We start from the raw sequence: 26,552 nt of genomic DNA, 5'->3' as shown, positions 1-26,552 counted from the left end.
TATTAATCAGTAACGAGGTCATTAATTGCTTCCATGTAAATGGCCATTGATTTAATCAGGTCGGCTACCGGCTGGAACTCATTGGCCTGGTGCATCGTATTCGGCGTGTTCGGCATCAGCGCCCCAAAGGCAACTCCCCGTTTCATCAACCGGCCATAGGTGCCGCCACCGACAACCTCGGGCTTAGCCGTCTGATCCCCGGTTTGGTCAATGTAGGCCGTCATCAACGTTTTAACGATCGGGTCAGTGGGGTCAACATAGTGCGGTTCCTGGGCCGGCCCTTATTTCACGCTAATTCCCAATGGGTCGGCAACTTTCTTTACGGTCGCTTCTAATTGGTCAGGCGTGATTCCCTTTGGAAAGCGGAAGTTCATGTTAATGTCACCACCATCTTCAGTGGTAAAGTTAAGAATTCCGGCATTCATAGTCAGCTCGCCCATCACCGGATCCTTAAAGGAACCATCAAACTTATCCATCCGGGTATCGAGGTGGAGGTAGTGGCCGAGGAAGTGAATAAAGCTGCCCGCACCGCCAGCAAAGTCATACTGGTCCAAAAAGTTGGCCAGGTAGGTTCCCGCGTTAATCCCCTTTTCGGGTTCCATCCCATGGGCCGCCTTGCCAATAACGGTCAGCTTTAAGCCGTCTTCCGTTTCTTCTGCCTCACCAGTGATTGGGTTCTCCGCGATAAAGCGGGCAAAATCGTCCTCCAACTTTTGGAGATTATTAACAGTTACTAGCGCTACGGCTTCCCGGGGCACCATGTTGAACCGCAGGCCCGACTCAAAGTGCTTGAGCTGGTTAGGGCCTTCATTAGTCGCTGGCACGTTCAGCAGCAATGATACTTGCCCCTTTTCACTATTGATTACCGGAAATTCGGCATCTGGCGAAAAGCCGAGGGTCGGTGCCGGTTCCACTTCAAAGTAGCGGTGCATCCCCGTCCAGTTGCTTTCTTCGTCCGTCCCCACGATAAAGCGAACCCGCTTATTGAACTTGACTCCCTGATCTTTTAAATACTTGAGAGCATAGTAAGCAGCCATTCCGGGCCCCTTGTCATCAGAAGCACCCCGACCATAGAGGTTGCCATCCTTGATCACTGGGTCGAATGGATCGGTATCCCAACCCTTGCCCGCTGGCATCACATCCAAGTGTGCCAGGATTGCCAGGGTTTCGTCCCCTTCCCCACACTCAGCGTAGCCAACCAGGTTATCAATATTCTTGGTCTTGAAACCGTCCTGGTCCGCCATCTCCAAGAAGGCCTTTAGTGCTTGGGCTGGTCGTGGCCCCAATGGGTATTCATCAGTTGCGGCCGCGTCATCTCGAACGCTGGGAATCTTCATTAAGGCCACCAGGTCGTTCAAGTAATCTTTTTCTTGGCTCTGGGCCGCTTTTAACCATTCTGTCATTTTAGTCCCTCCATCTAATCATTCAACTAAAATAATGATACCATTATTATAACGATTACAAAATCTAAAGGAGTTTTAAAATGGAAAAATTAACTGAGCAAATCCTGCACGATGTTATTCGGCCGCGTCCAGCCAATAGTTTTAAAGGAAGCTATGGCAAGGTGACCCTCGTTGGGGGCAACCGTAACTTTGGCGGTGCTATTATCATGGCTTCTACTGCCGCTGTCTGCGCCGGTGCTGGTTTAGTGACGACCGCAACTGCCACCAGCAATTCTGGTGCCCTCCACGCCCAGCTGCCAGAGGCAATGTTTGCCGACTTCACCGCCGACCAGCAGTTAGCGGACTTGTTGAGTGCCGCAACCACCGTTGTTGTGGGCCCCGGTCTGGGAGACGACGACCAAAGCCTGCACATTCTAAAAAACGTCTTTGCCCATGTTCGACCCGAACAAAACCTGGTAATTGACGGCTCAGCCATTACGCTGATGGCTCGCGAAAAGCTAACTGCACCGGCCGCTAACGTCATTTACACCCCGCACGAGATGGAATGGCAACGCCTCTCCGGAATCAAAATTGGTGAGCAAACGGAAGCAAGGAATCAGGCCGTCCGGGACCAGCTTAACGCCACGGTGGTTCTCAAAAAGCACCACACGGAAATTTATACCGCTAGCCAGGTCTACCAGCTCACCATTGGCTCTCCCGCCCAGGCCGTCGGCGGCATGGGCGACACCCTGGCCGGCATGGTGGGTGGCTTTACCGCTGAATTTAGCAGCCAGCCGCAAAAGGCAGTCCTTGCCGCTGTTTATGCCCACAGTGCCATCGCCGATAAGATTGCGGAAAGTCAGTACATTGTCTTGCCCCACCAAATCAGCCGTGCCCTTCCAAGTTTCATGAAGAAGATGGAACAGGTACCAACCGAACACCAAATTGGCTTTTTAAATTAATTTCCCGGGAAATTAATTCCAGTTCAAAAGATAAAGACAGGCCGTTGCCTGGTAAAAGTAAGTGAGTGGGAAATAACCTTCTCGACAGGGCGTATGGCTAACCTAGAACGATAGTTGGCACGGCACGGGCCGGCTAGCGTTCGTAGTTAGACACTAGCCCTGTGGTTATTTCGCACGTTATCTTTATAATAGTTAAGAACTAGCAAGAGGCTGGTGAGAAAAGCAACGTTTTCTCCCAGCCCCTTTTCCATATTCAATTAGCTAATTCGCAGCTTCTGCCGAAGTGCGGCTGACCGGGAACCAATGATTCGGTCCGCCAGACGGTACTTCAATGCTAGGTAAATGAAGATGCTGGCACCAATGATAACCCCGAGCACGAGGGCAAAGAATGCCGTAAACCGGCCGTACGGACTGATAAAGTGACCGAGAACGACCATTACCGTCTTAGTAACGGCATACATAATCAAAGAAAAGCAGAGAATTTGGTTCGTTGACCTTGCCATCTGGTTAAAATGCAGGCCAAATTCCATGTTAAAAGAATGAAGAATCAGGTAGTCAATTACAAACATTGACAGGCAGGTCGAGAGCAGGGGACCCATTCCCTGCAGGAGGAAAATACATGGGTACTGTAACAGCAGTTTGATGATAATCCCAATTCCGAGGTACTTCATCATCCGCCGGTTTTCTGAAATTCCCTGCATCATCGCTGCGGCGACGGTATACAGACCCATAGGAATTGCCACAAAGGCCGCAAACTCAAGGATAACGATTCCGGCGTGGTCATAGCGGTAAAAGACCGTATACATCTGCTGGGCCACCGCAGCCAGGCCGAGTGAAGAAGGAATCATAATAAAGTAGAACAGTTGCAGGACATTTTCAATTTGCTTCCGCATCCCTAACTGGTCATTTTGGGCCCGGGCCGTTGCTAACAGCGGAATCACTGTAGCTGCCATCGCACTCGCTAGTGAAATAATAATCGTGTAGAGCTTGTTGGCGTTAAAGGCAAAGAGCGCGTAAAGCACGGTTTCTTGGTAGCGGGTAAAGTCACCGACCCGGAACAGAATCCAAGGGAAAGTATACTGGTCAATCAGCATAAAGATGGCCACCCCGGATTCAATCACGATAAATGGAATCGACTGGTAAACCATCTTACCGATCAGGCTAAGCGTTGATACCGACCGGTTTGGCTTTCCCCGGTTAACCAGTTCGTTCATTTCCCGCCGGTGACGCATCCAAAACCAGGCGAGGACCGCCCCAGCACCTAGGGCCCCGATGAAGGCCGCAAAAGTAGATTGGGTAACCGCACCGACCCAGCTTCCCTTTTGGATCTTCATAATCAGGTAGGTTGCCCCCAGCATGTAAACCACCCGGAAGACCTGCTCAACAAACTGGGAAATTCCCGATGGCGCCATCCAGTTGTATCCTTGCAGGAAGCCCCGACTCATTGCCAGAGCTGGGATAATCAGGACTGCCCATGCCAAAGAACGAATTACCGGTACGACATTCGGGTCGTTATTTGACAGTCCCGGTGCCCAGGCCATCATGACGATTGCGCAGACAATTCCCATCGCCAGGGCAACGTACATGCTGGAATAGTACAGCCGGCGACTGACGCCGTATTCATTAAGGCCATTGTAATGGGCGACCATCTTAGAAATCGCTGACGGCAACCCTGCCGTGGCAATCGTCAAGAAAATGTTATAAATGTTGTATCCCTGTGCATAGAGGGCGTTGGCCTCGTTACTATACGCATCAAACCAGGTTACCCAGGGGATAACGTAAATTGCACCAAGAATCCGCGAGGTAATACTACCGACCGTCATCCAGGCGGAACCACTCAGCATCTTCTCCCGGGCATCCTTATTGGCAGCCGCAAGCGGCGACCCGTTAGTATGTTCTTCATTCATGATTCATAAATTTCCTGCCTTCTTCAAAAATAAACAATCTTAATTATTTTAGCGTGAATCAGACCGCGGCGCAATTTCTTTTCCGCTTTTTTAGCTTTCCTTAATGCTAATACTGGTCGAGGTCGACCCGTACTTCCCGAACGGTCGCTTCCGGGTGTGCAGCAGCCACTTCCGCCAGCGGGCTGGCTACCGGAGCTGCTTCGAAATGCCCCAGCTTATCGTTAATGGTGATTGCCAGGCCGAGTTTGGCGAACTCCAGCGCCTCCTCCATCGTCTTCCCCTGTGTAAAAGCCTCCGGAAGGTCGGGAAAGTCAACCAGGATTTGCCCATCCCGCGGGGTAAAGATGGCCGGGTACGTTACGATTTCCATACTCAACGTTCCTTTCTAAAGAAAAAGGCCCGGGAAAACCACGGAACCTTTTAATTCATTTACTTTGCAACGATGTTAACAATCTTATTTGGCACAACGATGACCTTCTTGATGTCCTTGCCAGCCGTAAATTTCTGCACGTGCTCGTTTGCTAGTGCCTGCTTTTCGGCCTCTTCCTTCGGCGTATCCTTAGCCATCTTGACCTTCGCCCGGACCTTGCCGTTAACTTGGAGGATCATCTCGACCTCATTTTCTACCAGAGCCGCTGGATCATACTTTGGCCATGGCTGGTAGGCAATCGTGTCGCTAATGCCGAATTGGCTCCACAGTTCTTCTGCCACGTGCGGCATAACTGGTGAAATCATCTTAATGAAGCCCTGCATGTACTCCGCCGGTAAGTCATCAGCCTTGTAGGCCTCGTTGACGAAGACCATCAGTTGGGAAATCGCGGTGTTGAAGTGCATCCGTTCAAAGTCTTCCGTTACTTTCTTGACAGTCTGGTTGTAAACCTTGGTCAGCTTGCCATCGTTAAAGTTGGAAACCCGGTCCCGGAGGTGGTTATTATCATCCATCAACAGGCGCCAAACCCGCTGAATCCACTTGTAGGAACCGTGCAGGCCTTCTTCATCCCACGGCACGGATTCGGTCAGTGGCCCCATGAACATTTCGTAGAGACGGAGCGTGTCGGCACCGTACTTGTCAACGATGTCATCCGGGTTGACCACGTTCCCCTTGGACTTCGACATCTTTTCATGGTTGGAACCCAGGATCATCCCCTGGTTGACCAGCTTCATGAACGGTTCCTTGGTTGGTACTAAGCCCAGGTCGTAAAGAACCTTGTGCCAGAAGCGGGCGTAAAGCAGGTGGAGGACGGCGTGTTCGGCACCACCAACGTACAGGTCAACCGGTGACCAGTAGTCCAGCGCTTCCTTAGAGGCAAATTCCTTGCTGTTGTGAGGATCCGTGTACCGCAGCCAGTACCAAGAAGAGCCCGCCCATTGCGGCATCGTGTTGGTTTCACGCAGACCGTGACGGCCGTTTTCATCATAAACGTTGACCCAGTCCTTGACGTTTGCCAGTGGACTTTCACCAGTCCCGGATGGTTCAATGTTGTCGGTATCCGGCAGCTTCAGCGGCAGTTCGTCTTCTGGAACCAGGGAAGTCGTGCCGTCATCCCAGTGAATAACCGGAATTGGTTCACCCCAGTAGCGTTGCCGACTGAAGATCCAGTCTCGCAGCCGGTAGTTGACCTGCTTGTGACCGGCATCGTGTTCTTCCAGCCAGTCAATCATCTTCGCCTTGGCATCCTTAATATTCAGGCCATCCAAGAAGCCAGAGTTGATATGCTTGCCGTCACCGTCAAAAGCCCCTTCGGAAAGGTCAGCCCCTTCGATGATCGGCTTGATTGGCAGGTCAAATTTCTTGGCAAAGTCATAGTCCCGCTGGTCGCCAGAAGGAACCGCCATCACACACCCAGTCCCGTAAGAAGCCAGAACATAGTCACTGATCCAGATTGGCAGCTTTTCGCCGTTCACCGGGTTGATAACGTAGGAACCGGTAAATACCCCGGTCTTTTCCTTATTCAAGTCGGTCCGTTCCAGGTCCGAGCGCCGGGAAGCCTCTTCCTTATACTGAGCAACCTCTTCCTTGTGTTCCGGAGTGGTCAGCTGGTCAACTAACTCCTGTTCCGGTGCCAGGACAACGTAGGAAGCCCCAAACAGGGTGTCCGCCCGGGTAGTAAAGACTTCAATCTTCGTCTCTTCGTCACCGGCAACGGGAAAGAAGACGGAAGCCCCCTCAGAGCGCCCAATCCAGTTCCGCTGCATTTCCTTAACGCTTTCTGGCCAGTCTACTAGGTCCAGGTCCTTGATCAGGCGGTCAGCGTAGGCAGTAATCTTTAGGACCCACTGCTTCATCGGCTTCCGGTAAACCGGGTAGCCGCCCCGCTTGGTCTTGCCATCTTCAACTTCTTCGTTGGCAACCACGGTTCCGCCCATGAAATCAGGCGCCCAGTTGACCATAATTTCACTTTCGTAGGCCAGCCCCTTCTTGTAGAGCTGTTCAAAAATCCACTGGGTCCACTTGTAGTATTCCGGGTCGGTAGTGTTGATTTCCCGGTCCCAGTCATAGGAAAAACCGAGTGACTGAATTTGGTCGCGGAAGTGGTCGATATTCTTGTTAGTAAAGCTCTTTGGGTTGTGGCCGGTTTTGAGGGCGTACTGTTCCGCCGGCAAACCAAAGGCATCCCAGCCCATCGGGTGCAGTACGTTAAAGCCCTGCATCCGCTTCATCCGCGACATTACATCGGTTGCGGTGTAACCTTCAGGGTGTCCGACGTGCAGTCCCTGCCCAGATGGGTACGGGAACATGTCGAGGGCGTAAAACTTCTTCTGGTCCTTATTAATGTCTGCCTTAAAGGTTTGGTTTTTCTTCCAAAACTTCTGCCACTTATTTTCAATCGTTGTGTGATCGTAAGCCATAGTCTGTCTCCCTTTCTTTTTCATGATCGTAATAAAAAAGTCCCGCAGGAGTCTAAGCTCCTCCGAGACGAAATCTAATCCGCGGTACCACCCGTTTTTCTATGGATTCCCATAGCACTCTAAGCCTTAACGCGGTTAGACGTCACCACCTACTCCTGTTCAGCGGCAATCTATTAGGATGAGTTCACCGGATAACCATCCCCGCTTCACAGCACCAGCGGGTCTCTGTCGATAGTTCATCCAGCTACTATTTCCCCTACGATCAAAATATTAATTGTATTCTAACTTTCTCACCCGTAATTTGCAAGCAGGAAACGAAATTAACCCAAGATTTGTTTCAATTCGTCAACTTTATCCAGGTGTTCCCATGGCAGATCAACGTCGGTCCGACCGAAGTGGCCGTACGCAGCAGTCTGCTTGTAGATTGGCCGCTTCAGGTCCAGCATTTCAATAATTCCGGCTGGACGCAGATCAAAGACTTTCCGAACCGCGGCAATTAATTCCGCTTCACTCTTGGTACCAGTGCCAAAGGTGTCAATCGAAATCGAGACTGGTTCGGCCACCCCAATTGCGTAGGCGACTTGGATTTCCAGCTTCTTAGCGTAACCAGCGGCAACCAAATTCTTGGCAATGTACCGGGCCGCGTAACTAGCAGAACGGTCCACCTTCGTCGCGTCCTTGCCGGAGAAGGCTCCACCACCGTGGTGAGCGGCCCCACCGTAAGTATCAACGATGACCTTCCGCCCGGTCAAACCGGCATCCCCCTGCGGACCACCGATTACAAAGCGGCCGGTCGGGTTGATAAAGTACTTGGTTTGATCATCAAGCAGTTCAGCAGGAATCACTGCCTTGATCACTTGCTCCTTAACGTCTTGCCGAATTTGTTCCAGCGTCGCTTCAGGATCATGCTGGGTACTCAGTACCACGGTGTCTACCCGGAGCGGCTTCCCTTCGTCATCATATTCAACTGTCACTTCGGCCTTCGCATCCGGCCGCAGGTAAGAGATTGCCCCTTCCTTCCGGAGCTTGGCAATCCGTTGCATCAGCTTGTGGCTGAGCATTAAGGTCAGCGGCATGTATTCCGGCGTTTCATCGGTTGCGTAGCCAAACATCAGCCCCTGGTCACCAGCACCAATCTTGTCGAGCGGATCACTATCACCAGTCCGCGTTTCCAGTGAGTCATCAACCCCCTGAGCAATATCTGGTGATTGCTCATCCAAGGCGGTGATTACTGCACAGTTATCAGCATCAAAGCCATACTTGCCATCGGTATAGCCAATCTTGCGGATGGTGTCCCGAACGACCTTTTGGATATTAACGTAGCCCTTGGTTGAGACTTCGCCAAATACCAAGACCAGGCCGGTCGTCACTGAGGTTTCCACCGCAGCCCGCGCGTCTGGATCTTCTTTTAGCAGGGCGTCTAAAATGGCGTCACTGATTTGGTCAGCAATTTTATCCGGGTGTCCTTCAGAAACTGATTCTGATGTGAAGAGGTGTTTTTCTGTCATCTTTATTAATTCCCCCATATTCTAGTCGAAACTCTAACAGTAGTTTTGTAGTTGCGGTTACAAGGCATCTTCACAATTAAGTGAATCCTATCGGGAATTTGCTTCATAACGAGGATAATACTATCACAAAGTAACATTAATAATCAATTAGGAATCTATTAAAGACGGGCATTCACCAGCCCGACCGCCGTCATAAACGAGTACACGGTCGTTGGCCCCACAAAGGCCAAACCATCTTTTTTCATCTGGCGGGCCATCTGCCGTGACAAACTTGTTTGGGCCGGCAACGGTTCACCTGACTTTAAAATGAGGCGCTGTGGCTGGTAATCGACGAACTGCCAAACATAGTCGTCAAAACTCTGCCCAGCTGCAGCAAGTTTCTGAATCATCCGGGCGTTATTTATCGTGGCTTCGATTTTACGCCGGTTGCGGATAATCCCTGAATCATCCAGCAACCTGGCGCGGTCCCGGTCGTCAAATTCAGCAACGACCGCAATTTGAAAATCGTGGAACGCCCGCTCAAATGCAGCGCGACGCTGCCAAATTGTCGTCCAGCTCAGACCGGCTTGAAATGCTTCTAGGCTCAGCATTTCAAAGAGAAAGCGGTCATCATGAACCGGAAAGCCCCAGTAATGATCGTAATAATCCTGCATGGCAACCGAACTATTTGCCCAGTCGGGACGGATAATAGCCATATTCTGTCCTCCTAAAAATAATAAAAGTCAGGAGGCCGGGAAATTCTCCCAGCCTCTTTGCTAATTTAATACGGTGGTTGGCTAGCTACGCGCCAGCAGGAACTGCGAACCAGACAAGCTGGTTCTGCCCGCTCACGACTCCCTCATAGTTTAAATACGGGGCTAACCTTACTTTGCACCTTGCTTTTTAGTGTTCTTCAGCATTACTGCCAAAACCAGGCCCACCAGTTCAATTACCACCATCATGATAAAAACCAGGTGGTAGCCATGAAGGTTCGCTGCTAATGGCTTGCTACCAGCACTCAGGGCGTGTTCGCTCGCCACGGTCAGAACAATTGTCGCTACGGCAACCCCAGCTGATCCCAGAACCTGACGAACCGTGGTAATCACGGCCGTCCCGTGAGGAACCAGCTTGTCGGGCAGGGAATTGGCTCCCAGGGTGACCGCCGGCATCATTACAAAGGCGTTTCCCCCTTCAATGATCATCGCGCACAGGATCATTGCCACGAGACTCAACCGACTCAGCATGGTTAAGCCAACCAGCCAGCCGCAGATAATCATGACCATCCCCACCAGCATCGTCGGCTTAAAGCCGATCTTATCAGCTAATTTACCTGACAATGGGTTGAGGATACTCAGAAAGACCGCTCCCGGAACCAACGCCATCCCGGAAACAAAGGGGCTGACGTGCAATACTCCCTGGTAATAGAGGGGGAAAATAATGGTCGTAACAATCAAGGCAATGTAGGAGATCGATGTCAGCAACACCGCTAGATCGTAATTGAAGGTCTTTAAGACCCGCAGTTCCAGCAACGGTTCCGCCAAGTGCAATTGCCGGTAGCAGAACCAAATGATTGCCGCCACGCTGACAACCAGGATAAGACCATTAAGAAGCCAGTTGACGTCCTTTTTGGCCGCCAAATTGACCACGTACATGATCCCAATCAGGCCAACCGATAAGATAACGGACAGCCAGTCCAGAACCGTTTCGTGCCGGGGCATGACGTCCCTAATTAGACCAGTTCCCGCCATCACCATAATTAAGGTAATGACAATCATAAAGAAGGCAAAGAGGCTCTTCCAGTCAAAGAATTTCAGGATAATTCCCGAGACAATCGGTCCGCAGGCAAGGGCTGATCCCATCACCAGACCAGCGATTCCCATGGTTGTCCCCCGGTTATCCTTGGGCGTAATTTCCAAGAGCACCGACTGGTATGATGGAAAGAGGACACCCACCGCGAAGGCTTCCAGCGCCCGACCAACCATCATAAACCAAAAACCGTTGCTCCCCCAACTTGCCGGGGTCAGGACAATCATCAACGAGCCGATATCAAACAGTCCCAGGGCAACGACAAACATCGTCTTAAAGTTTAAGTTATTCAGCATCCAGGGACTGATCGGCATGCTGACACACATCACCAGCATGAAGCCAGTCGTCAGCCACTGGACAGTATCAGCTGAAATGCCAAACGCCCTCATTAGCGTCGGGTACGCTGTCGACAGTGATGACTGACTAATTGACATCGTAAAAGTTCCCACTAACAAGGTAAAGATAAACCAAAACCGACTGTAAGGCCGGCCATGTTGGTCAATGCTCTTTTCCATCTAACTCGCTCCCTTTTTAGAACTATTATTATTTGCCAGTTATCAATTATATATTTTGAATCTCTCCTTGTAAATGGTATAATATTGATAGATTAAAACTATTTTAAATTAAGAAAGGAGAATTGCTCATGGCAGAAGCTGAATTGGACCGGGCACTGGAAATGCTGCGGAAGCACAAGGTTCGCCTCACCCCCCAGCGGAAAACAATTTTGGAATACCTCATCAGCCACCATACCCACCCCAGTGTGGAAATGATCTATGCGGACTTAAAAGATCAGGTCGACAATATCAGCATGGCGACGGTCTACAACACGATTAAACTCTTCGTCGACTACAATTTGGCCATTGAATTAAAAAATGGTGACGGCAGTACCCATTACGACTACTTTGGCCGCCCCCACTACCACGTTGTCTGCGATAACTGTGGCAAGATTACGGACGTTTTCGATGAACATTTTTCTGAAATCACCAAAGAGCTTTCCACGATGACCCGGGAAAAAACGCATTATCTCGTGACTGGAAGTAACATTGAAATTCACGGCTTATGCCCCGACTGCCAGCGCAAGCTTCATTTAAATCAGACCTTATAGGAACAGAGGCTGGGAATTAACTCAGTCTCTTTACTGTTTTAAAGATAGTAATGCCTCAGCGTAGTAGCTGGCTGGCAGTTCAAACGCTGATCAATTAGCATTTGACCACCCCCAAATAGGCTTGCTGTGCGTCGACGGAGGTTCTCAGAGGCTAGCTGCGCGTCGAAAGACAAACGCCCCCAACCAGCTAGCCGATTGGGGGCGTTTGTCCTCACTCTCACGCTCACTCCTTTTTATTTTTAAACTGAAATCAGCGGTCGGGCCACATCCCGCCGCTGATTGATCAGTTTATTTAATTTTTGTCCGGGCCGGCTGACTTAGCGAGGCTACCCCCAAGACGGCAAACCAGGCCAGGGTAAAGAGCAGCGCAATCAGTGTCTGCTTTTCAAAACACAGCACAACCATCACAAAGGCGAGAAATATCAGGACCAGCCAGTCCGTAAACGGGGCCCCCGGCATCTTGAACTGCCGGTCGGTCGGGTGCAGCTTGATAAAGCGCAGGTGGGCACCAATAATCGCTGCCCAGATAAAAAGAAAGCTGGTCGTTGCAATACTGGAAACCAGGGTGAAGACCTCCCCTGGCATCGTTAAGTTAAGCACCGCTGCTAGGGCAATGACCGCCGTGGAAAAGGCCACGGCCCGGGCCGGCACCCGGTGCTTTGAGAGGCGGGAAAGGCTCCGAATTGCCGGCCGGTGAGCGTTGGACGTCAGCTCCGCCAGCATCCGGCCGGTGGTGTAAATGGAACTGTTGCAAGCAGATGCTGCCGCGGTAATCACCACAAAGTTAACCACGCTCGCTGCCCCACGTAAACCCGCATCACGAAAGACCAGGACAAAGGGGCTGTTAGTTGGCGACAGCCGGTTCCAAGGGTAAATACACATAATTACCGCCAACGCACCGATATAAAAGAGCAGGATCCGGATGGGAATACCGTTGATGGCCTTTGGAATTACCTGGCGCGGCTTTTCCGCCTCTGCCGCTGTGACCCCCACCATTTCAATCCCGACAAAGGCGAAGACAACCATCTGAAAGGACATTACGAACCCCTTCCACCCGGTCGCAAAGAAGCCGTTATAGGCGACCAGGTTTCCCGGCGACGCCACGTAGCCTCCCCGGGAGCGGAACTGAATGACCATCATAAAAATCCCCACAGCAATCAAGACCAGGATAGCGATAATCTTAATCAAGGCAAACCAGAACTCAATTTCACCAAATATATTAACGGTAATCAGGTTGAGGCAGAGAAAAATCAGGAGCGTAATCAACCCGGGAACCCATTGGGGAAGATTGGGCAGCCAGATCTGAATGTAAAGCCCGATTGCCGTGATTTCAGCCATTGCCAGCGCCAGCCAGCACGCCCAGTAGGCCCAACCAGTAATAAAACTGATCCGGTTGCCCAGGTAGTCCCGAATTGCTTCCATAAAGGAACGGTATTTGAGGTTTGCCATCAATAGCTCCCCTAGGGCCCGCATAATGCCAAAGCAGACAATCCCCGTAATCAGGTAGGCTAACAGGATGGCTGGGCCCGCCATCCGAATAGCCCTTCCAGATCCCAGGAACAGTCCGGTCCCAATTGTTCCGCCCAGTGCCATCAACTGAATGTGCCGACTCTTGAGACTCCTCTTCATCCGCTGTTGCTTATTCATATTTGCTAACTCTCCTATGGTTCGTATTTAGAGCTTACCGCGCCCTAATTTTTGATCCGTAAATTGTGAGCCTTCATTGTATACCCAATCACCGCTCCAGTACAACTCGGCTCATCTCCATGCACCTTGAGTAAACAAATCCGCCGCAAGCGGCGAAAGTCTGGTAAACTTAGGGACGAGGTGAGAGAAAATGATTTCAAATGAACAACGTGCGCACGACATCGCGGTGGCCCTCGTGCAAGCCAATGCGAAGGACTTAGAGCCCCTCGAGGCATATCATCGCTATGTCAACTACCTGGTGCCCCTGCTAAAGGAAATTGACAAGGATTTCCCCCACGGCATCCGGGAACACCTGGGACAGCATGACGAATAGTGAATCGGAGGCTGGGAATTAACTCAGTCTCTTTACTGTTTTAAAGATAAAATGCCTCAGCGCAGTAGCTGGCTGCGCGGTGACGGGGTGGGACAGCGAACTAGCCGAGCTAGTTCTGTCCTCCTGCCATTTTTTATTTGTAAGATATTTGTTTTAAAATATTATTTAGTTTATGATTATAACGATTACGCTAAGAAAGGAAGTCAATTATGTTTACTGAACACAAGAAGGGCTTTGACTGGTTTAGTCTGGTCCTCGGAATCTTATTCGTTATCGCCGGGATTGCCTCGTTTGCCCATCCCGATAAGACGATGCACTTTTTGGCAATTCTAGCAGGGATCGCCTTTATCCTTCGGGGAATCTACGAATTATGGTTCCGGAACTTTATCAATAACGCCCTGGACGAAAGCACCGGCTGGATTATCTTTATTGCTATTTTAGATATTATTTTAGGAATTATCGTCCTGGTCTGGCCAAACTTCGGTGTCTTGTACCTGGCAATCCTCTTTGCCATTTGGTTCATCATTGACTCACTGGCAATGATTCGCGGGGCCAAGTTCTTTAAGGAATTCCACCGCGGTTACGCTACCTGGTTAGTAATCCTGGGCATTATCAGTCTGATTCTGGGGATCATTCTCCTCTTCAGTCCAATTCTCTCGACAATCACCATTGTTTGGCTAGTTTCCGTCATGCTGATGGTCTTCGGAATTATGCACATTATTCAAGCATTCTAACTGGCAATTAGAACAGTTCTCAACAACACTAAGGCCCCGGGTTCGGCAAAACCGAATCTGGGGCCTTAAATTTTCTTTACTAAATTAAACTCCGCAATAACGGTGAAACGCATCCGTAGCTCTTACTGACTAATCAATGTCGATCCGGGTATCATTCTCGTCACTCGCCTGAAGCTTAGGCAGTTCCAATGTCAAAACCCCGTTCTCGTAACCGGCTTTCACAGCGCTGCGGTCAACATCAGGCAATCGGTACTGCCGACTCATCTGACCATACCGCCGTTCCGTGTGTAAGACGTTGCCCTTCTGGTCACTTTCATCAGCAAAACTATCCCGGTGGCCGGTAACGGCTAAAATATTATTAGCGTAGTTGATATGGATGTCTTTCTTATCAAAGCCTGGCATATCAATTTTAACGGTGTAGCCGTGGTCGTCTTCCGCCACGTCCGTCTTCATATGATCAGCGGCGGGCGTCAAGTCCGAGAAGAAGTCATCATTCATCCAGTCACGCATATTCATCAAATTGTCAAAAAGGTTGTTACGACGTTGAATTTCGTTAGCCATAATTGAATCATCCTTTCTCATACCTTGATTACGCCCCTATCATAGTCCATTAGCCGGCGGTTGCAAGTGCTTTTTAGCAGTCTAATCGTTAATCTGCTAAAATTCGTTTGACTTTTATTGGCCAATTGTTAGAACGCTACGCCCACCTGGCCGCACCCATTTTAAACCGGCGCCCCTCATTTTGTCTTAGCCGAAACTAATTTATAACATATGATAAAAAATACATCTTTATTTCAGGAGTGACTATGCTAAAATGGGTTTGATTATTTTAAACCACAAGGGGTAACTCAGAATGACAATTAAAAAAATCCTGCTGCTAATCACTGAGGTCGCCGCGCTCTTCTTGCTGGCACTCCCCGGAACTGCTAGTGCCGCTTCCCATATGCGGACGCCAATCAACTATCTCAAGTCTTCCGAGACTATCCCCTACCCAGATATTAACAAACTGAAGGATCCCTGGGTCAAGGTCAGCATTGCTAAAAACCGGGTCTACATCATGGATGGTCACCGGTGTGTCTACACTATGTACGCCAGCGCCGGCAAGTATGAAAGCAAGCATGGCAAACACGTCAGTGCTACGCCGACCGGAACCTTTGCCATTCAAGACGACCGGGGTGCGAGCTTCTACAATGCCGCGGTCAAGTGTGGCGCTAACAACTATGTCTCCTGGCATGATAACGGGGCCTACCTCTTTCACAGTGTTCCAACCGATAAGGACGGTCACTACATCAAGTCGGAGGCGGCCAAGTTAGGCAAGCAAACCGCTTCGCACGGCTGTGTCCGGCTCTCCGTCCCTGACTCTAAATGGATGATGAATGTCCCTACCGGCACGAAAGTCGTCGTCCAGGAAAACTAGGTCGGTTCTCAAAAGCCAGCGCGGAACTCTAATGCCACCTGTACCACAAACGGTGATTCTACACAGCCCACGTAATTTAACTGCAGGACCACGTAACAAGCAGTCTTCCACCTGATAAAACCGGCTGACCGCCTCCTAATTGGAGATGGTCAGCCGGTTTTGCTATTCCCAAGGTTTATCGATCGTAATGGCTGCTAACGCTTCCTGCTGGTGGCCTCGGTTGGCTGCCCGCTGTTCGCGACGCCGTTCGTAACCGGCGACCAGTGCCCGCTGCTCGTTATTTTCCGGGAGCACTTCGTCGTACTTCACCTGTTCTGCCGGATCCTGAATCACATAGGTCATAAAACAGGTAAAGCCTAAAAAGCGCTCCCCAGTCCGGAGGTGTTCACCGATCACTTTAACAAACACCTCTAAGGAACGGTGCCCGATCCCGGTGACGTACGCCTCCATGCACATTGAATCCTGCAGGCGGAAGGGTTTTAAGAACTGAACATGGTCCATTGCCGCAGTAACCACCGTTGCCCGGGTAACCCGCATCGCCGCCACCGATGCTTCCCCGTCTACCAACTCTAAGATCCGCCCGCCGAACACCGTGCCGTGTTCATTCAAGTCGGCATTGAAGACCCGGTGAATCGAAACTGATAGTGTTTGCTTACAATTTATCTTCATCATCTGAAACCCCTTACACAATTTATTACTACCTATTTTACCACAACGGGATAAATATTAGATTTTTCTCACCAATCGATTAAAAGTAGCTTATAATAGGAGCAAGGCTATAAGAAAGGATTGAGATAAATGGCTAAGCAAGAAAAAGTTCAAACCCCATCGCTTTACGTCAACACCGATGCAGGGGTCGCGTTGTTAAACCTAAGTCAAGCATACTATAAGGATACCTATTCACTGGTTAACAGTGACGAATTGTTGGAAATCATTAAGCTCTACCTTGATTCCAAGAACCCCGAGTATGATGATGACGCCTTTGATAACGCCACCCCAACCCAGTATGTAAGTGTCCTCAAAAAAATCCTGATCGATGATGATAGCGCCTTTGATAAGTATGACCCGAAAGATATTCTGGCCAGTGTTGAAGAATTGTATTCCTTCTACCGGTCACTATTACGGGTAACAGTCATCAACTACAACAACAGCAAGATCGCCGGGAACGAATTTAAGATGATTGATAGCCACCTCAATGACCTGGTTCGGGAAGCCTACCGGGTCATTGAAGAAAAGCTCCAGGGCTACCCTAACCAGACTTACCGGCAGGTCAACGCTGGTTCTAACGCATCAATGCTCGTTCAAACTCACGACTGGCCAATTCCTGAAGACTACGACCAGCTCCGTGACATTGACTTCATCGACACCGTCATGCTCCGGCCGCCAATGATGATGCACACCAAGAGTAATAAGCGGGAGGGTGTCTTCTCCGCGGTCGATGAAAATCCTATCAAACGGTTCCATGGGCAAAAGGGACAGTGGTACTGCTACCCGGCCAAGATCGGTGAAAGCCTGGCCTATATCTACTTCAACGTAGACTACCTGGTCAACGGAATTGCCCTTTCCAACCTCTTCCAGCTGGCCCGCCCCGATGAAGTACAGGGCCAAAAGCCCGACCTAATCCTCCTCTTCGGCCTGAAAGAAACCGAAGGAATGGTCTCCCACTACTACCACGACACAGCTAACGACATCTGGGTCGGCGAAGTGCCATACACGGACAAGACCACCTACTTCGGCTACATGAAGAAGATGTGCCTGACCCTGCACAACCTGCACCAGATTTACAGTGGCCGGTTGCCAATCCATGGTTCCATGCTCCGGGTCCGCTTCACTAACGGCAAGGAAAAGAACGTGGTCTTCTTTGGCGATTCCGGCGCCGGCAAGTCCGAATCAATCGAAGCCATGCAGGAAATTGCTGACGACAAGATTGTTGACATGGAAACCATTTTTGATGACATGGGCAGCTTTGCAATCGGTGAAGACGGCAAGGTTTACGCCCAGGGAACAGAAACCGGGGCCTTTGTCCGGCTCGATGACCTGTCCAGCGCGGTCGCCTTTAACAACATGGACCGCGGGGTTTACCTCAATCCTGAACTTTCCAACGCCCGGGTCATCATCCCCGCCGATGCTTATGAAAACATCATCAAGCACCACCCAATCGACATGTGGGTTTACGCTAACAACTACGATGACAAGGTTGGTATCCACCGCTTTGACAACGAAGACGAAGCCAAGAAAGTCTTCGTTGCCGGTAAGCGGAAGGCCTTGGGGACGACTGACGAGGTCGGCATGAGCACCACCTTCTTTGCTAATCCATTTGGCCCGGTTCAAGAAGAAGAAAAGACGAAGCCGATTATCGACAAGATCTTCAATAAACTTTTCAACAACGACGTTTACGTCGGTGAAGTTTACACCCACCTGGGGAACGACAAGTCCAAAGAAGCCCTCCATGAATCTGCACGGGAGCTGCTCGACGTCTTGATGAACAACTAATTGATAGCTAATAATATAACTTCGCGTCAAAAAGGTCCAAAATCAGCTTATCAGCCAATTTTGGGCCTTTTTCCTCATTCTTTCGCTAACTTAACAATTGCAAAGACAATGTAAGCAAGGTCTCCAGTTCGGTTTTACCAGAATTGGAGGCCTTGTTGCGTATCACTTTTTATTCCAATGCTCCTGCCGGAACTGGTCCCGGCCAGCCCCTTCCTCGGCCGCAAACCGCTCTGGATTCTTCTTATAAAACTGCTGGTGGTAGTCTTCTGCCAGGTAAAAGGGCTGGGCCGGCTCAATCCGGGTGACGATTGGGTCTGCAAACCGGCCACTCGCCGCCAACCGTTTCTTGGAAGCCTCTGCAATCCGGCGCTGGTCCTGATCCTTAACAAAGATTACCGGCCGGTAGTTATCACCACGGTCCTGAAACTGTCCCATGGCGTCCGTCGGGTCTGTTTGCTGCCAGTAGATTTCGACCAGGTCCGCGTAAGAAACGACTGCCGGATCAAAGGTAATACGCACCGCCTCCGTATGCCCAGTTGCCCCCGACTTGACCTGCTCGTAGGTCGGATTGGGCACGTGACCGCCGGTATAACCGGACTCGACCTTCTCGATTCCCGGGTAGGTATCAAAGGGTTGAACCATGCACCAGAAGCACCCACCCGCAAAGATTGCTGTGTCTACACTCATTTTCGCTTCCTCCTTCATAGCTTAGTTCCGGCCAAAGATCGGCCATGCCGCTACCTGACTGCCCTTGTAAGTCTTTTGGATAACCTGCTTAGTGGCCTCAGTCTGGTAAGCATCAACAATTTTCTTATAGGTCGGGTTGTCCTTATCCTTGGCCTGAACTGCAATAATGTTGACGTACGGCCGGGCCTGCTTGTTGACCGGTTCCAGGTAGAGGGCATCCTTCTTTGGTTGCAGGTTTGCCGCCACCGCGTAGTTGCTGTTGATGATTGACGCATCCACAGAAGTCAGTGCCCGGGCCGTTTCCGCGGGATCGACCTCCTTGAACTTCAGCTTTTTCGGGTTGGCCGTGATGTCACTGAGCGACGGCTTGATTCCGCTGTTGCCATTGACCTTGATCAGCCCCGCCGACTGCAGGAGGTTCAGCCCCCGCCCCAGGGTCGTCGGTTCATTTGGGATTGCAATTGTTGCGCCATCTGGCAGATCCTTTAAGCCCGAGTACTTTTTCGAGTAAATTCCCAGAGGCGAAATCACCGTATTGCCGATACTGGTCAAATGGGCGTGCTGGCTTTTATTATAAGAATCAAAGTAATAGCGGGTCAGGCAGGAGTGCAGATCAATCTTGCCTTCCTTCAATGCCACGTCTGGTTGGACGTAATCGTTGAAGGTCACGTATTTAATCTCGATGTGCTCCTTTTTCAGCCGGGCCCGGACGTTGTCCCAAACCGGTTCGGAATCGGTGCCAACTAACCCCAGCCGAACCGTCTTGGTAGCTGCCCGCTGGTGGCGCTGATAAACGAGGCGGCCAAGTCCGCCCAGCACTAACAGGACAACAATAATTCCAATAATCCAATTGCGGCGCTGCCGCCGTTTTTTTCTCTGCATTTGCACTTCCTCCTTAATATAAAAAACGTCCCGAAAAGCAGTTCAACTCTGCTCTTCGGGACGTCGCTGTTCTAACGTGTTACCACCCGGATTTAACTGGACCTCACAGCCCACTCCTCATTGAGTACTAACATACTCAGACCTGATATCGAGGTCACCCCGCACGGTTGCTTGCCACCTGACTCACCACCGTGAACCGCTCCAAGACCATCTTCACTATCCTCAACCGGACGGGCTCACACCTTTCCCCGCTCTCTGGACCAGTTTCTTAAATAGTTACTCATCTTTTCTCAGCGTTTTATAATTTGATTGTCATTATCATATAACAAACCTTTAAGCGGGTCAACTCTTTTTAAACAAAAAAGGGACGGCATACGCCATCCCCTTGCAATTAATATTTAGGTTGATTAATTTTAGTACCAGCCGTGTGATTGCCAGAATGCCTGGGCAGCAGTCCAAGAGCCGTAACGACTCGCAACATACTGGTCGGCAACCCGTTCCTGGTTAGCGGCTGAGTAGTCACCGTTCAGGTAAGAAGCAGATAATTGGTACTTACCAATGTATTGACCATTGGTTGCGCCGTAGTTGCCACCGGATTCACGAGCAGCGATCCAGGCCTTAGCAGCGGCGTCACTACCAGCTACACTAGAGGTGTAGTTAGAAGTAGCGGCATTCGCAGCTTGGGTCGTTGCAGTAGCCGTAGCCTGTTGGGCTTGACCAGCAGTTTGTTGTTGAGCGGCCGCCTGTGTCTGGCTAGCAGCCTGGTTAGTTCCGTTTGAACTTGGCAGGGTTGCGACTTCTTCCTGCGTTGCTGGTGCAACTTCACCATTATCCTTGATTACCAACTTTTGACCGACGTAAATCAGGTTCTTGTTAGCAATGTTGTTGGAAGAAGCCAGCGTGTCAACAAAGTTCAAATCGTGACCGAATTTGTAGGAAATTCCTGATAAAGTATCGCCACTTTGCACCGTGTAAATTGAATCTGCATTTGCAGTCGTCGCGGTAGCAATGGTTCCTAAAGCAACGGCACCAGCAACAGCAGCGGTAATTTTTGCGATGTGTTTAGATAACTTCATAGAGATAAAATCCCATCCTTTTCATATTTTTGATTTTGCGATCTTTTCTTGAGAAACGATTGATATCAATCAACAGTTAATACTATAACGCCTCGAGGTTACACCACAATTACCCCCAATTTTCAATTTCTAGCCGCTGGTAATAATCCGTAACATAGGCCATTAAAAAAGTGATGATAATGCGGAATAAGCGCATCAATTCGGTCTTAATTCATCCCCCAACCAGGATGGAAGTTTGTAACAAACACACGAAAAAAAGTGGTCAAAACCGGCTTGCCAAGCTGATTTTGATCACTTTTAAACTGTCTTAAACACTTTTTGTAATACTGTCGTAACGATTACTGCACCCCAGTAAGACTTAGGGGCCACTTGGCCGCTCCCGATTTTCTAATAACCATACTCTTCAAAGGAAGCGGTTCTCCTGAGCCGGTCTTAAATGGGGTGAGCTTAACCTGCCCCTGGCCCTGGTCGTTGATATAGGTAGTCAAGTCGGCATGACTGCCTTGACCAAAACCATCTGCAACCGGAATAAAGCGGAGCTGACCGGTATCCCCAGGATCCAGCAAGGCGGTCGTCGTCCACTCGCTGCCAGCCCCATCGAGAAAGTTGCTGGCACTAACCGTGACCGCTCCCTGGTTAGCAACCACCAGGTGCAGGTCTAGCATAGCCCCGTGGGCTTGGTAGGCGTGAACCGCCGTGTAAACTACCGGCGCCCGCAAGTCATTTGCCTGCCGGTATTCCACCCGGGCCCCAGCACCCAGCAAAATTTCAGTCCCGGCGAATAAGCCCTGGGCGCTCTTCACCATCAGCCGTTCGGCGATTGTCACCTGACTCCGGGCCCCCACGATAATCACATTATGGGGGTTAGCCAAGCACCCCCGCCCCGTGAACTCAAGCGGCACCGTTAACTGGCAATCATCGGGCACGTAAATGAACTGACCACCGTCAATGTTGGCAAGGTGGCCCGCAAACAACTGGTTGTCCTGCCAGCGGAGGGCCTTCTCCATTAAGTTCTCCTGCAGGAGTTCGGAGTAGTCCCACACTGCCTCTTCCAGGGGAAGCGCAGTGTAAGTTCCGGCATGACGCAGCCAGCCCTCATTCTCCTGCCCAGTACAGCTAGTTGGTTGCCAGGGGAGCCACTGTTCTTGCCCCGGGAGCACGGGAAAATGGCTTTGTAAGAGGGTCGCTAGCTGGCGCTTCTTTTGCAGCCAGTCCGGTTCTGCTTTTCCAGCCTGTTTTTTAACTGTCATCGCATACCCCCCTAGTGAACTAGCTTGTCCCAGATGACTACCTGTCCCTGGTCCAGTGACTTCGGAACGTCGATAATCCGTTGGTTGGCACTCCCACGGAACTGGAGGGTTAAATCTTTTTGAGCCAGCATGAAACGACCATCAACGAGGATGTCAATGTTATGCAAGAGTTCCAGCTTGTCAGCCGACTCCTTTTGCAATTCTTCCCAAGTATACCCCGACCAGGACCAGATATCCTTAGTGTGACCAAACTCCTTCCGTAAGCGATGAACCAGTTTCAGGCAGACCTGGGTGTTAAGAAAGGGTTCGCCGCCCAGCAGGGTCAAGCCCTGAACGTAGCTTTGCGAAAGGTCTTCCATAATCTGGTCTTCCAGCTCCTGGGTATAGGGTTGGCCATAGTGAAAGTTTTGAGCGGCCTTATTGTAGCAGCCTGGGCAGTTAAAGAGGCAGCCGCTGACGTAGACACTGCAGCGGACCCCCTCGCCGTCAACAAAGTTAAAGGGCTTGTAATCGGCCACGTACTGGAGAGAGTGGTCCGCAGCAAGCCACTCCTGCGGTTGAGGATTCTTCGGTAAGCGTTGGCGCTGATGTTCTACCATTTAATCCCCTCCCGTTAAATCTGCTGACCCTTAACGGTAGCGTAACCTTCCCGTGAGTCACACTGCCGGGCCGCTTCAAAGGCCGCCGCGTGCTTGATCATCGACGGGCTCATGTGTTTCTCCCGGTGAATGATTTCTTCATGCCGGCCGTGAACCATTGGCCGCGCCTGGGGGTTCCCCAAGTAGCCACAGGTCCGCTTGACCACGTCACAGGTTGCCGGGTCGGAGTTGCCACACTGGGGGCACTTGAAGCCCCGGGCAGTTGCCTTGAATTCACCCTTAAAGCCGCACTTGAAGCACTGGTCAATTGATGTGTTGGTCCCTAGGTAGCCCACGTGGTCATAGGCCCAGTCCCAAACGGCTTCCAGGGCCTTCGGGTTTTGCCGCAGGTTTGGGTACTCACAGTAGTGGATAAAGCCACCAGCGGCCTGGTAAGGGAAATCTTCCTCAAATTCCAGCTTTTCAAACGGGGTCGGGTGCTTTCGGACGTCGTAGTGGAAACTGTTGGTGTAGTATTCCTTGTCGGTAACGTTAGCAACCCGGCCAAACTTCTTCAGGTCATCCTGGCAGAAGGTATCCGTCAGCGATTCCGCCGGCGTAGAGTAGAGGCTAAAATGGTAGCCCTCTTCGTCCTCCCACTTGGCACAGAGGTCGTGCATCGTTTTGGTAATTGAAACCGCAAAATCATGGGCCTCCTGATTGTGCTCCCAGTTTGGGCCGTAGAAGGTCGTGCAGACTTCGTAAAGGCCAATGTAGCCAAGCGAAACGGTGGCCCGGCTGTTCTTGAAGACCTCATCCACACTATCGGTCTTCTTGAGCCGCTTGCCGAAGGCCCCGTACATGTACAGTAACGGGGCGTTCTCGGGTTTAGCTTCCTTGGTCCGCTTAATCCGGTAGTCGAGGGCCTGCTTGCAGATGCCCATCTTTTCCTGGAAGATTTCCCAGAAGAGCCGCTTGTCACCGTGGGCTTCCAGGGCGATCCGTGGTAGGTTGACAGTGACCACTCCAAGGTTCATACGGCCAGAGTTAACTTCTTTGCCCGTCTCGGGGTCCGTCCAGCCCTGCAAGAAGGACCGGCAGCCCATTGGCGTCTTGAAGCTCCCGGTTATTTCCTTGATTTTGTCGTACATTAAGAGGTCGGGGTACATCCGCTTGGTCGAACATTCTAGAGCCAGCTGCTTAATGTCATAGTTCGGGTCGCCGGGGTTCAAATTAAGTCCTCGCTTAATAGTAAAGATCAACTTCGGGAAGATTGCCGTCCGGTGTTCTTTCCCCAGTCCCTTGATCCGAATTTGCAAAATAGCCTTTTGGATTTCCCGCGAGATCCACGATGTCCCCAGGCCAAAATTAATAGTCGTAAATGGGGTCTGACCCTGACTGGAGTAGAGGGTGTTAATCTCGTATTCCAACGCCTGCATGGCGTCGTAGATATCCTTCTTGGTCTTTTCACGGGCAAACTCCTCCCGCTTGTCAGGAGTAATCCACTTCTTTGCATCCGCCATGTGCTTTTCGTAGTTAATCTTCGCGTACGGTTCCAAGAGCTGGTCAATCCGGTTGGCCGAACAGCCCCCGTATTGGAGGGAGGCAACGTTAGCGATGATCTGGGACATCTGGGCCGTCGCAGTCTGAATAGAGCGGGGCGAGGAAACCCAAGCATTTCCGATCTTAAAGCCGTGCTTGAACATCTCGTCGAAATCGATTAGGCAGCAGTTCGTTTCCGGCGTCACTGGCGAATAGTCCAGATCGTGCCAGTGAATATCACCACGGAGGTGGGCCTTGGCAACCACCTCAGGAAGCATCCGCAAACCGAGGGCCCGACTGACAACCCCGGCCTCGAGATCCCGCTGGGTGTTGAAAACCCGACTATCCTTGTTGGCGTTTTCGTGAACCACCGTGTCCTTGCGCCCAAAAAGCTGTTCTAGCTTGTGCTGGGGGTTAGTCGCCTCGGCAAAAGCCCGTTCATCCGCTTGCCGGTAGTCGCGGTATTGCTTAGCCAGGTCATCATGACCAGCTGCCTTGAGCCCAGCGACGAATAAATCAGCAATCGTACTCGTCTGTACCTCATGGTTCCCCATTAAGGCATTGAAAATGGCCAAATCGACGCTGTGCCGCGTTTGCTCGTCGGCATCCAGGGCGTCTAAGACTAGATCGATCTTGTAGGCGTAAAAGGAGCTGGGGGTCCCATCACGCTTAATAACCTTCACATCTGCCAGGTTATTTAAATTTTTTTTATCAATTATTTGGACCTTCATTAATGCCGTCTCCCTTCAAAAGTTAACAGTTTATATACTAGCACAAATACAATTGGTAGAAAGGATTGACATTTTTACCACTATATGTTGTGGTTGAGATTTAGATTACTCCCTTCCCTGGTTAAACCGATTAACTAGATTACACGATAAAAAGAGCAATTCCCTCTGACACGCTCACTAGCCCAATAGTTGCTCTTTTTTCCTGCCTCTTAAATTTCAGTTTGCTTTATCGTTAGATATATTTGATTTTAATTTGCCCACACATGAAGGAACCATCATTCTTCAATCATAGGAAAAGCGAGAAAGAGCTTCCTCGGCAGGTGGGACTAGCTGCACGGCTATTATTCGTAGGGTCCCACGTCTGATGATACGAAGCGCTAACTTTAATTAAGAACTACCGCTTTTAAAAGACTAAAGAGGCCGGGAAACCTTCCCAGCTTCTTAATAGAATGTCTTAACGCAGCATCTAACTGGCGGTTCAACCAGCATTCACTGCTGCCGTTGTCTTAGCCTGCTGAAGCACCCGGGTTGCCCCCTCACTGACATTCCCAAGAATCATTCTGTTAGGAACAAGTTTATAATCCTGGAGGGTCATCCCTATAAAATTTATTTGATTTTAGGAAAATGGACGCCCTTATTTTAACTGATGTACAAGCGGAAATAAAATTTAAAATAAAACAGGCTTGAACGCTGCTAAGCCAGCAATTCAAGCCTGTTTAATATTAGCTGAATAGTATCTGTAAAATGCCTCCGGTGGGGGTCGAACCCACACTCCCTCAACGGGAACTGGATTTTGAGTCCAGCGCGTCTGCCAATTCCGCCACAGAGGCATTAGCTAACTAAAAGGTGGTAATCGGATTTGAACCGATGATAAAGGTTTTGCAGACCTCTGCCTTACCACTTGGCTATACCACCAAATAGTTAAGATTGAACAGGAAAGACCCTCATGTTCAATCATAAGGGCGGTATGTGGGATTTGAACCCACGCGTGCCGGACCCACAAACCGGTGTGTTAACCAAACTTCACCAATACCGCCAAAATATTCAGTTAAGCAGGGATAGTAGGAATCGAACCCACAATGACGGTTTTGGAGACCGTAGTTATACCGTTTAACTATATCCCTATAAATGGAGGAGGGTGGATTCGAACCGCCGAACCCGAAGGAACGGTTTTACAGACCGTCGCGTTTAGCCAGACTTCGCTACTCCTCCATAAATGGCGCGGGACGGAATCGAACCGCCGACACACGGAGCTTCAATCCGTTGCTCTACCAACTGAGCTACCGAGCCATCGTGTATGGGTAACAACTATTAAGTTGTTGATGGAGGATACAGGGCTCGAACCTGTGACCCTCTGCTTGTAAGGCAGACGCTCTCCCAACTGAGCTAATCCTCCAAAAGTGACCCGTGCGGGATTTGAACCCACGATACCAGCGTGAAAGGCTGGTGTCTTAACCACTTGACTAACGGGTCATAACGGAGAGTAAGGGATTCGAACCCTTGATACAGGCTTTAACCCGTATACAGCATTTCCAATGCTGCTCCTTCGGCCAACTCGGACAACTCTCCAGTATCCGAACCCCGGCACAAAGCCAGGTGCCAAAGTCCGTCAATCGCGTGGCAACGTCCTATCCTCGCAGGGA

21 protein-coding genes, 9 tRNA genes, 1 pseudogene, 1 riboswitch and 1 other annotated feature are annotated in these 26,552 nt (G+C 50.5%); of the genes and pseudogenes, 6 read left to right on the top strand and 25 right to left on the bottom strand.

Annotated features, from left to right (window positions below; all coding sequences use genetic code 11):
* Positions 1-2: 2 nt before the first annotated feature.
* Positions 3-1,403 (bottom strand): annotated as a pseudogene (pepV, locus tag FC49_RS02605) (dipeptidase PepV).
* An 80-nt stretch (positions 1,404-1,483) separates the two neighbouring features.
* Between pepV and FC49_RS02600 the strand changes: the two are divergent.
* Positions 1,484-2,344 carry an NAD(P)H-hydrate dehydratase gene (locus FC49_RS02600; protein WP_056984038.1) on the top strand — a complete coding sequence of 287 codons (861 nt, stop codon included), beginning with the start codon at positions 1,484-1,486 and terminating at the stop codon, positions 2,342-2,344.
* Between the two features lie 257 nt (positions 2,345-2,601).
* Here FC49_RS02600 and FC49_RS02595 read toward each other — a convergent pair whose 3' ends face one another.
* The 6 genes from FC49_RS02595 to FC49_RS02570 all read right to left on the bottom strand — a co-directional run bounded on the left by FC49_RS02595 (position 2,602) and on the right by FC49_RS02570 (position 10,909).
* Positions 2,602-4,251 carry a putative polysaccharide biosynthesis protein gene (locus FC49_RS02595; RefSeq protein WP_056984036.1) on the bottom strand — a complete coding sequence of 550 codons (1,650 nt, stop codon included), beginning with the start codon at positions 4,249-4,251 and terminating at the stop codon, positions 2,602-2,604.
* A gap of 106 nt (positions 4,252-4,357) precedes the next feature.
* Entirely contained in the window at positions 4,358-4,621 is a 264-nt protein-coding gene (locus tag FC49_RS02590; protein ID WP_003713851.1) for a type II toxin-antitoxin system HicB family antitoxin, read from the bottom strand.
* A gap of 59 nt (positions 4,622-4,680) precedes the next feature.
* Positions 4,681-7,101 (bottom strand): leucine--tRNA ligase, encoded by a 2,421-nt coding sequence (gene leuS / locus FC49_RS02585; RefSeq protein WP_003715319.1) that lies wholly within the window; start codon positions 7,099-7,101, stop codon positions 4,681-4,683.
* 60 nt (positions 7,102-7,161) lie between these two features.
* Positions 7,162-7,373 (bottom strand) — a binding site (T-box leader).
* 48 nt (positions 7,374-7,421) lie between these two features.
* Positions 7,422-8,609: a methionine adenosyltransferase gene (gene metK / locus FC49_RS02580; protein WP_003713862.1), complete on the bottom strand. Its 1,188-nt coding sequence runs from the start codon at positions 8,607-8,609 to the stop codon at positions 7,422-7,424.
* A riboswitch (SMK box riboswitch) is annotated at positions 8,610-8,718 on the bottom strand.
* 49 nt (positions 8,719-8,767) lie between these two features.
* Complete coding sequence (locus FC49_RS02575; RefSeq protein WP_003715303.1) at positions 8,768-9,304, bottom strand: DNA-3-methyladenine glycosylase I; 537 nt, start codon at positions 9,302-9,304, stop codon at positions 8,768-8,770.
* 168 nt (positions 9,305-9,472) lie between these two features.
* Positions 9,473-10,909 (bottom strand): MFS transporter, encoded by a 1,437-nt coding sequence (locus FC49_RS02570; RefSeq protein WP_003715306.1) that lies wholly within the window; start codon positions 10,907-10,909, stop codon positions 9,473-9,475.
* A gap of 128 nt (positions 10,910-11,037) precedes the next feature.
* Between FC49_RS02570 and FC49_RS02565 the strand changes: the two genes are divergently transcribed.
* A complete protein-coding gene (locus FC49_RS02565) occupies positions 11,038-11,499 on the top strand; it encodes a Fur family transcriptional regulator (RefSeq protein WP_056984034.1) in 462 nt (153 codons plus the stop codon).
* Positions 11,500-11,787: 288 nt separating this feature from the next.
* On the opposite strand, the gene FC49_RS02560 is transcribed toward FC49_RS02565, so the two are convergent.
* Complete coding sequence (locus FC49_RS02560; RefSeq protein ID WP_003715300.1) at positions 11,788-13,146, bottom strand: amino acid permease; 1,359 nt, start codon at positions 13,144-13,146, stop codon at positions 11,788-11,790.
* Between the two features lie 190 nt (positions 13,147-13,336).
* On the opposite strand from FC49_RS02560, the gene FC49_RS02555 reads away from it, so the two are divergent.
* Positions 13,337-13,519 carry a hypothetical protein gene (locus tag FC49_RS02555; protein WP_003713855.1) on the top strand — a complete coding sequence of 61 codons (183 nt, stop codon included), beginning with the start codon at positions 13,337-13,339 and terminating at the stop codon, positions 13,517-13,519.
* Positions 13,520-13,728: 209 nt separating this feature from the next.
* A complete protein-coding gene (locus FC49_RS02550) occupies positions 13,729-14,253 on the top strand; it encodes an HdeD family acid-resistance protein (RefSeq protein ID WP_003713884.1) in 525 nt (174 codons plus the stop codon).
* Between the two features lie 129 nt (positions 14,254-14,382).
* On the opposite strand, the gene FC49_RS02545 is transcribed toward FC49_RS02550, so the two are convergent.
* Entirely contained in the window at positions 14,383-14,814 is a 432-nt protein-coding gene (locus FC49_RS02545; RefSeq protein ID WP_003713872.1) for an Hsp20/alpha crystallin family protein, read from the bottom strand.
* Positions 14,815-15,106: 292 nt separating this feature from the next.
* On the opposite strand from FC49_RS02545, the gene FC49_RS02540 reads away from it, so the two are divergent.
* Positions 15,107-15,670 (top strand): L,D-transpeptidase, encoded by a 564-nt coding sequence (locus FC49_RS02540; protein ID WP_056984032.1) that lies wholly within the window; start codon positions 15,107-15,109, stop codon positions 15,668-15,670.
* 162 nt (positions 15,671-15,832) lie between these two features.
* On the opposite strand, the gene FC49_RS02535 is transcribed toward FC49_RS02540, so the two are convergent.
* Positions 15,833-16,342 carry an acyl-CoA thioesterase gene (locus FC49_RS02535; protein ID WP_003713876.1) on the bottom strand — a complete coding sequence of 170 codons (510 nt, stop codon included), beginning with the start codon at positions 16,340-16,342 and terminating at the stop codon, positions 15,833-15,835.
* Positions 16,343-16,468: 126 nt separating this feature from the next.
* On the opposite strand from FC49_RS02535, the gene FC49_RS02530 reads away from it, so the two are divergent.
* On the top strand, positions 16,469-18,163 hold the full coding sequence (locus FC49_RS02530) for a phosphoenolpyruvate carboxykinase (ATP) (RefSeq protein ID WP_056984031.1): 1,695 nt from the start codon (positions 16,469-16,471) through the stop codon (positions 18,161-18,163).
* Positions 18,164-18,325: 162 nt separating this feature from the next.
* On the opposite strand, the gene msrA is transcribed toward FC49_RS02530, so the two are convergent.
* The 15 genes from msrA to FC49_RS02455 all read right to left on the bottom strand — a co-directional run bounded on the left by msrA (position 18,326) and on the right by FC49_RS02455 (position 26,478).
* On the bottom strand, positions 18,326-18,850 hold the full coding sequence (gene msrA / locus FC49_RS02525) for a peptide-methionine (S)-S-oxide reductase MsrA (protein ID WP_003713858.1): 525 nt from the start codon (positions 18,848-18,850) through the stop codon (positions 18,326-18,328).
* Positions 18,851-18,871: 21 nt separating this feature from the next.
* Entirely contained in the window at positions 18,872-19,732 is an 861-nt protein-coding gene (locus tag FC49_RS02520; RefSeq protein WP_056984029.1) for a MetQ/NlpA family ABC transporter substrate-binding protein, read from the bottom strand.
* 413 nt (positions 19,733-20,145) lie between these two features.
* The gene (apf, locus tag FC49_RS02515) at positions 20,146-20,808 is read right to left on the bottom strand and encodes an aggregation-promoting factor (RefSeq protein WP_003713889.1); all 663 of its coding nucleotides are present in this window, start codon (positions 20,806-20,808) and stop codon (positions 20,146-20,148) included.
* A gap of 338 nt (positions 20,809-21,146) precedes the next feature.
* Positions 21,147-22,058, bottom strand: coding sequence for a SufD family Fe-S cluster assembly protein (locus FC49_RS02510; RefSeq protein ID WP_056984027.1), 912 nt, complete (start codon positions 22,056-22,058; stop codon positions 21,147-21,149).
* An 11-nt stretch (positions 22,059-22,069) separates the two neighbouring features.
* Positions 22,070-22,657, bottom strand: a complete 588-nt coding sequence (gene nrdG / locus FC49_RS02505) for an anaerobic ribonucleoside-triphosphate reductase activating protein (protein ID WP_003713849.1) — start codon at positions 22,655-22,657, stop codon at positions 22,070-22,072.
* A gap of 14 nt (positions 22,658-22,671) precedes the next feature.
* A complete protein-coding gene (gene nrdD / locus FC49_RS02500) occupies positions 22,672-24,909 on the bottom strand; it encodes an anaerobic ribonucleoside-triphosphate reductase (protein WP_003713852.1) in 2,238 nt (745 codons plus the stop codon).
* 745 nt (positions 24,910-25,654) lie between these two features.
* Positions 25,655-25,739: transfer RNA gene (locus FC49_RS02495), tRNA-Leu, on the bottom strand.
* A gap of 14 nt (positions 25,740-25,753) precedes the next feature.
* Positions 25,754-25,824 (bottom strand) — tRNA-Cys (locus FC49_RS02490).
* A 46-nt stretch (positions 25,825-25,870) separates the two neighbouring features.
* Positions 25,871-25,945, bottom strand: a tRNA-His gene (locus tag FC49_RS02485).
* A 17-nt stretch (positions 25,946-25,962) separates the two neighbouring features.
* Positions 25,963-26,033, bottom strand: a tRNA-Trp gene (locus FC49_RS02480).
* 5 nt (positions 26,034-26,038) lie between these two features.
* Positions 26,039-26,121: transfer RNA gene (locus FC49_RS02475), tRNA-Tyr, on the bottom strand.
* Between the two features lie 5 nt (positions 26,122-26,126).
* Positions 26,127-26,199: transfer RNA gene (locus FC49_RS02470), tRNA-Phe, on the bottom strand.
* Positions 26,200-26,232: 33 nt separating this feature from the next.
* Positions 26,233-26,305 (bottom strand) — tRNA-Val (locus tag FC49_RS02465).
* 5 nt (positions 26,306-26,310) lie between these two features.
* Positions 26,311-26,382 (bottom strand) — tRNA-Glu (locus FC49_RS02460).
* 4 nt (positions 26,383-26,386) lie between these two features.
* Positions 26,387-26,478 (bottom strand) — tRNA-Ser (locus FC49_RS02455).
* Positions 26,479-26,552: the final 74 nt, after the last annotated feature.

Source organism: Limosilactobacillus oris DSM 4864 (assembly GCF_001434465.1).
Taxonomy (GTDB): Bacteria; Bacillota; Bacilli; order Lactobacillales; family Lactobacillaceae; genus Limosilactobacillus; species Limosilactobacillus oris.
This window is presented reverse-complemented; position numbering and strand designations above follow the sequence as displayed.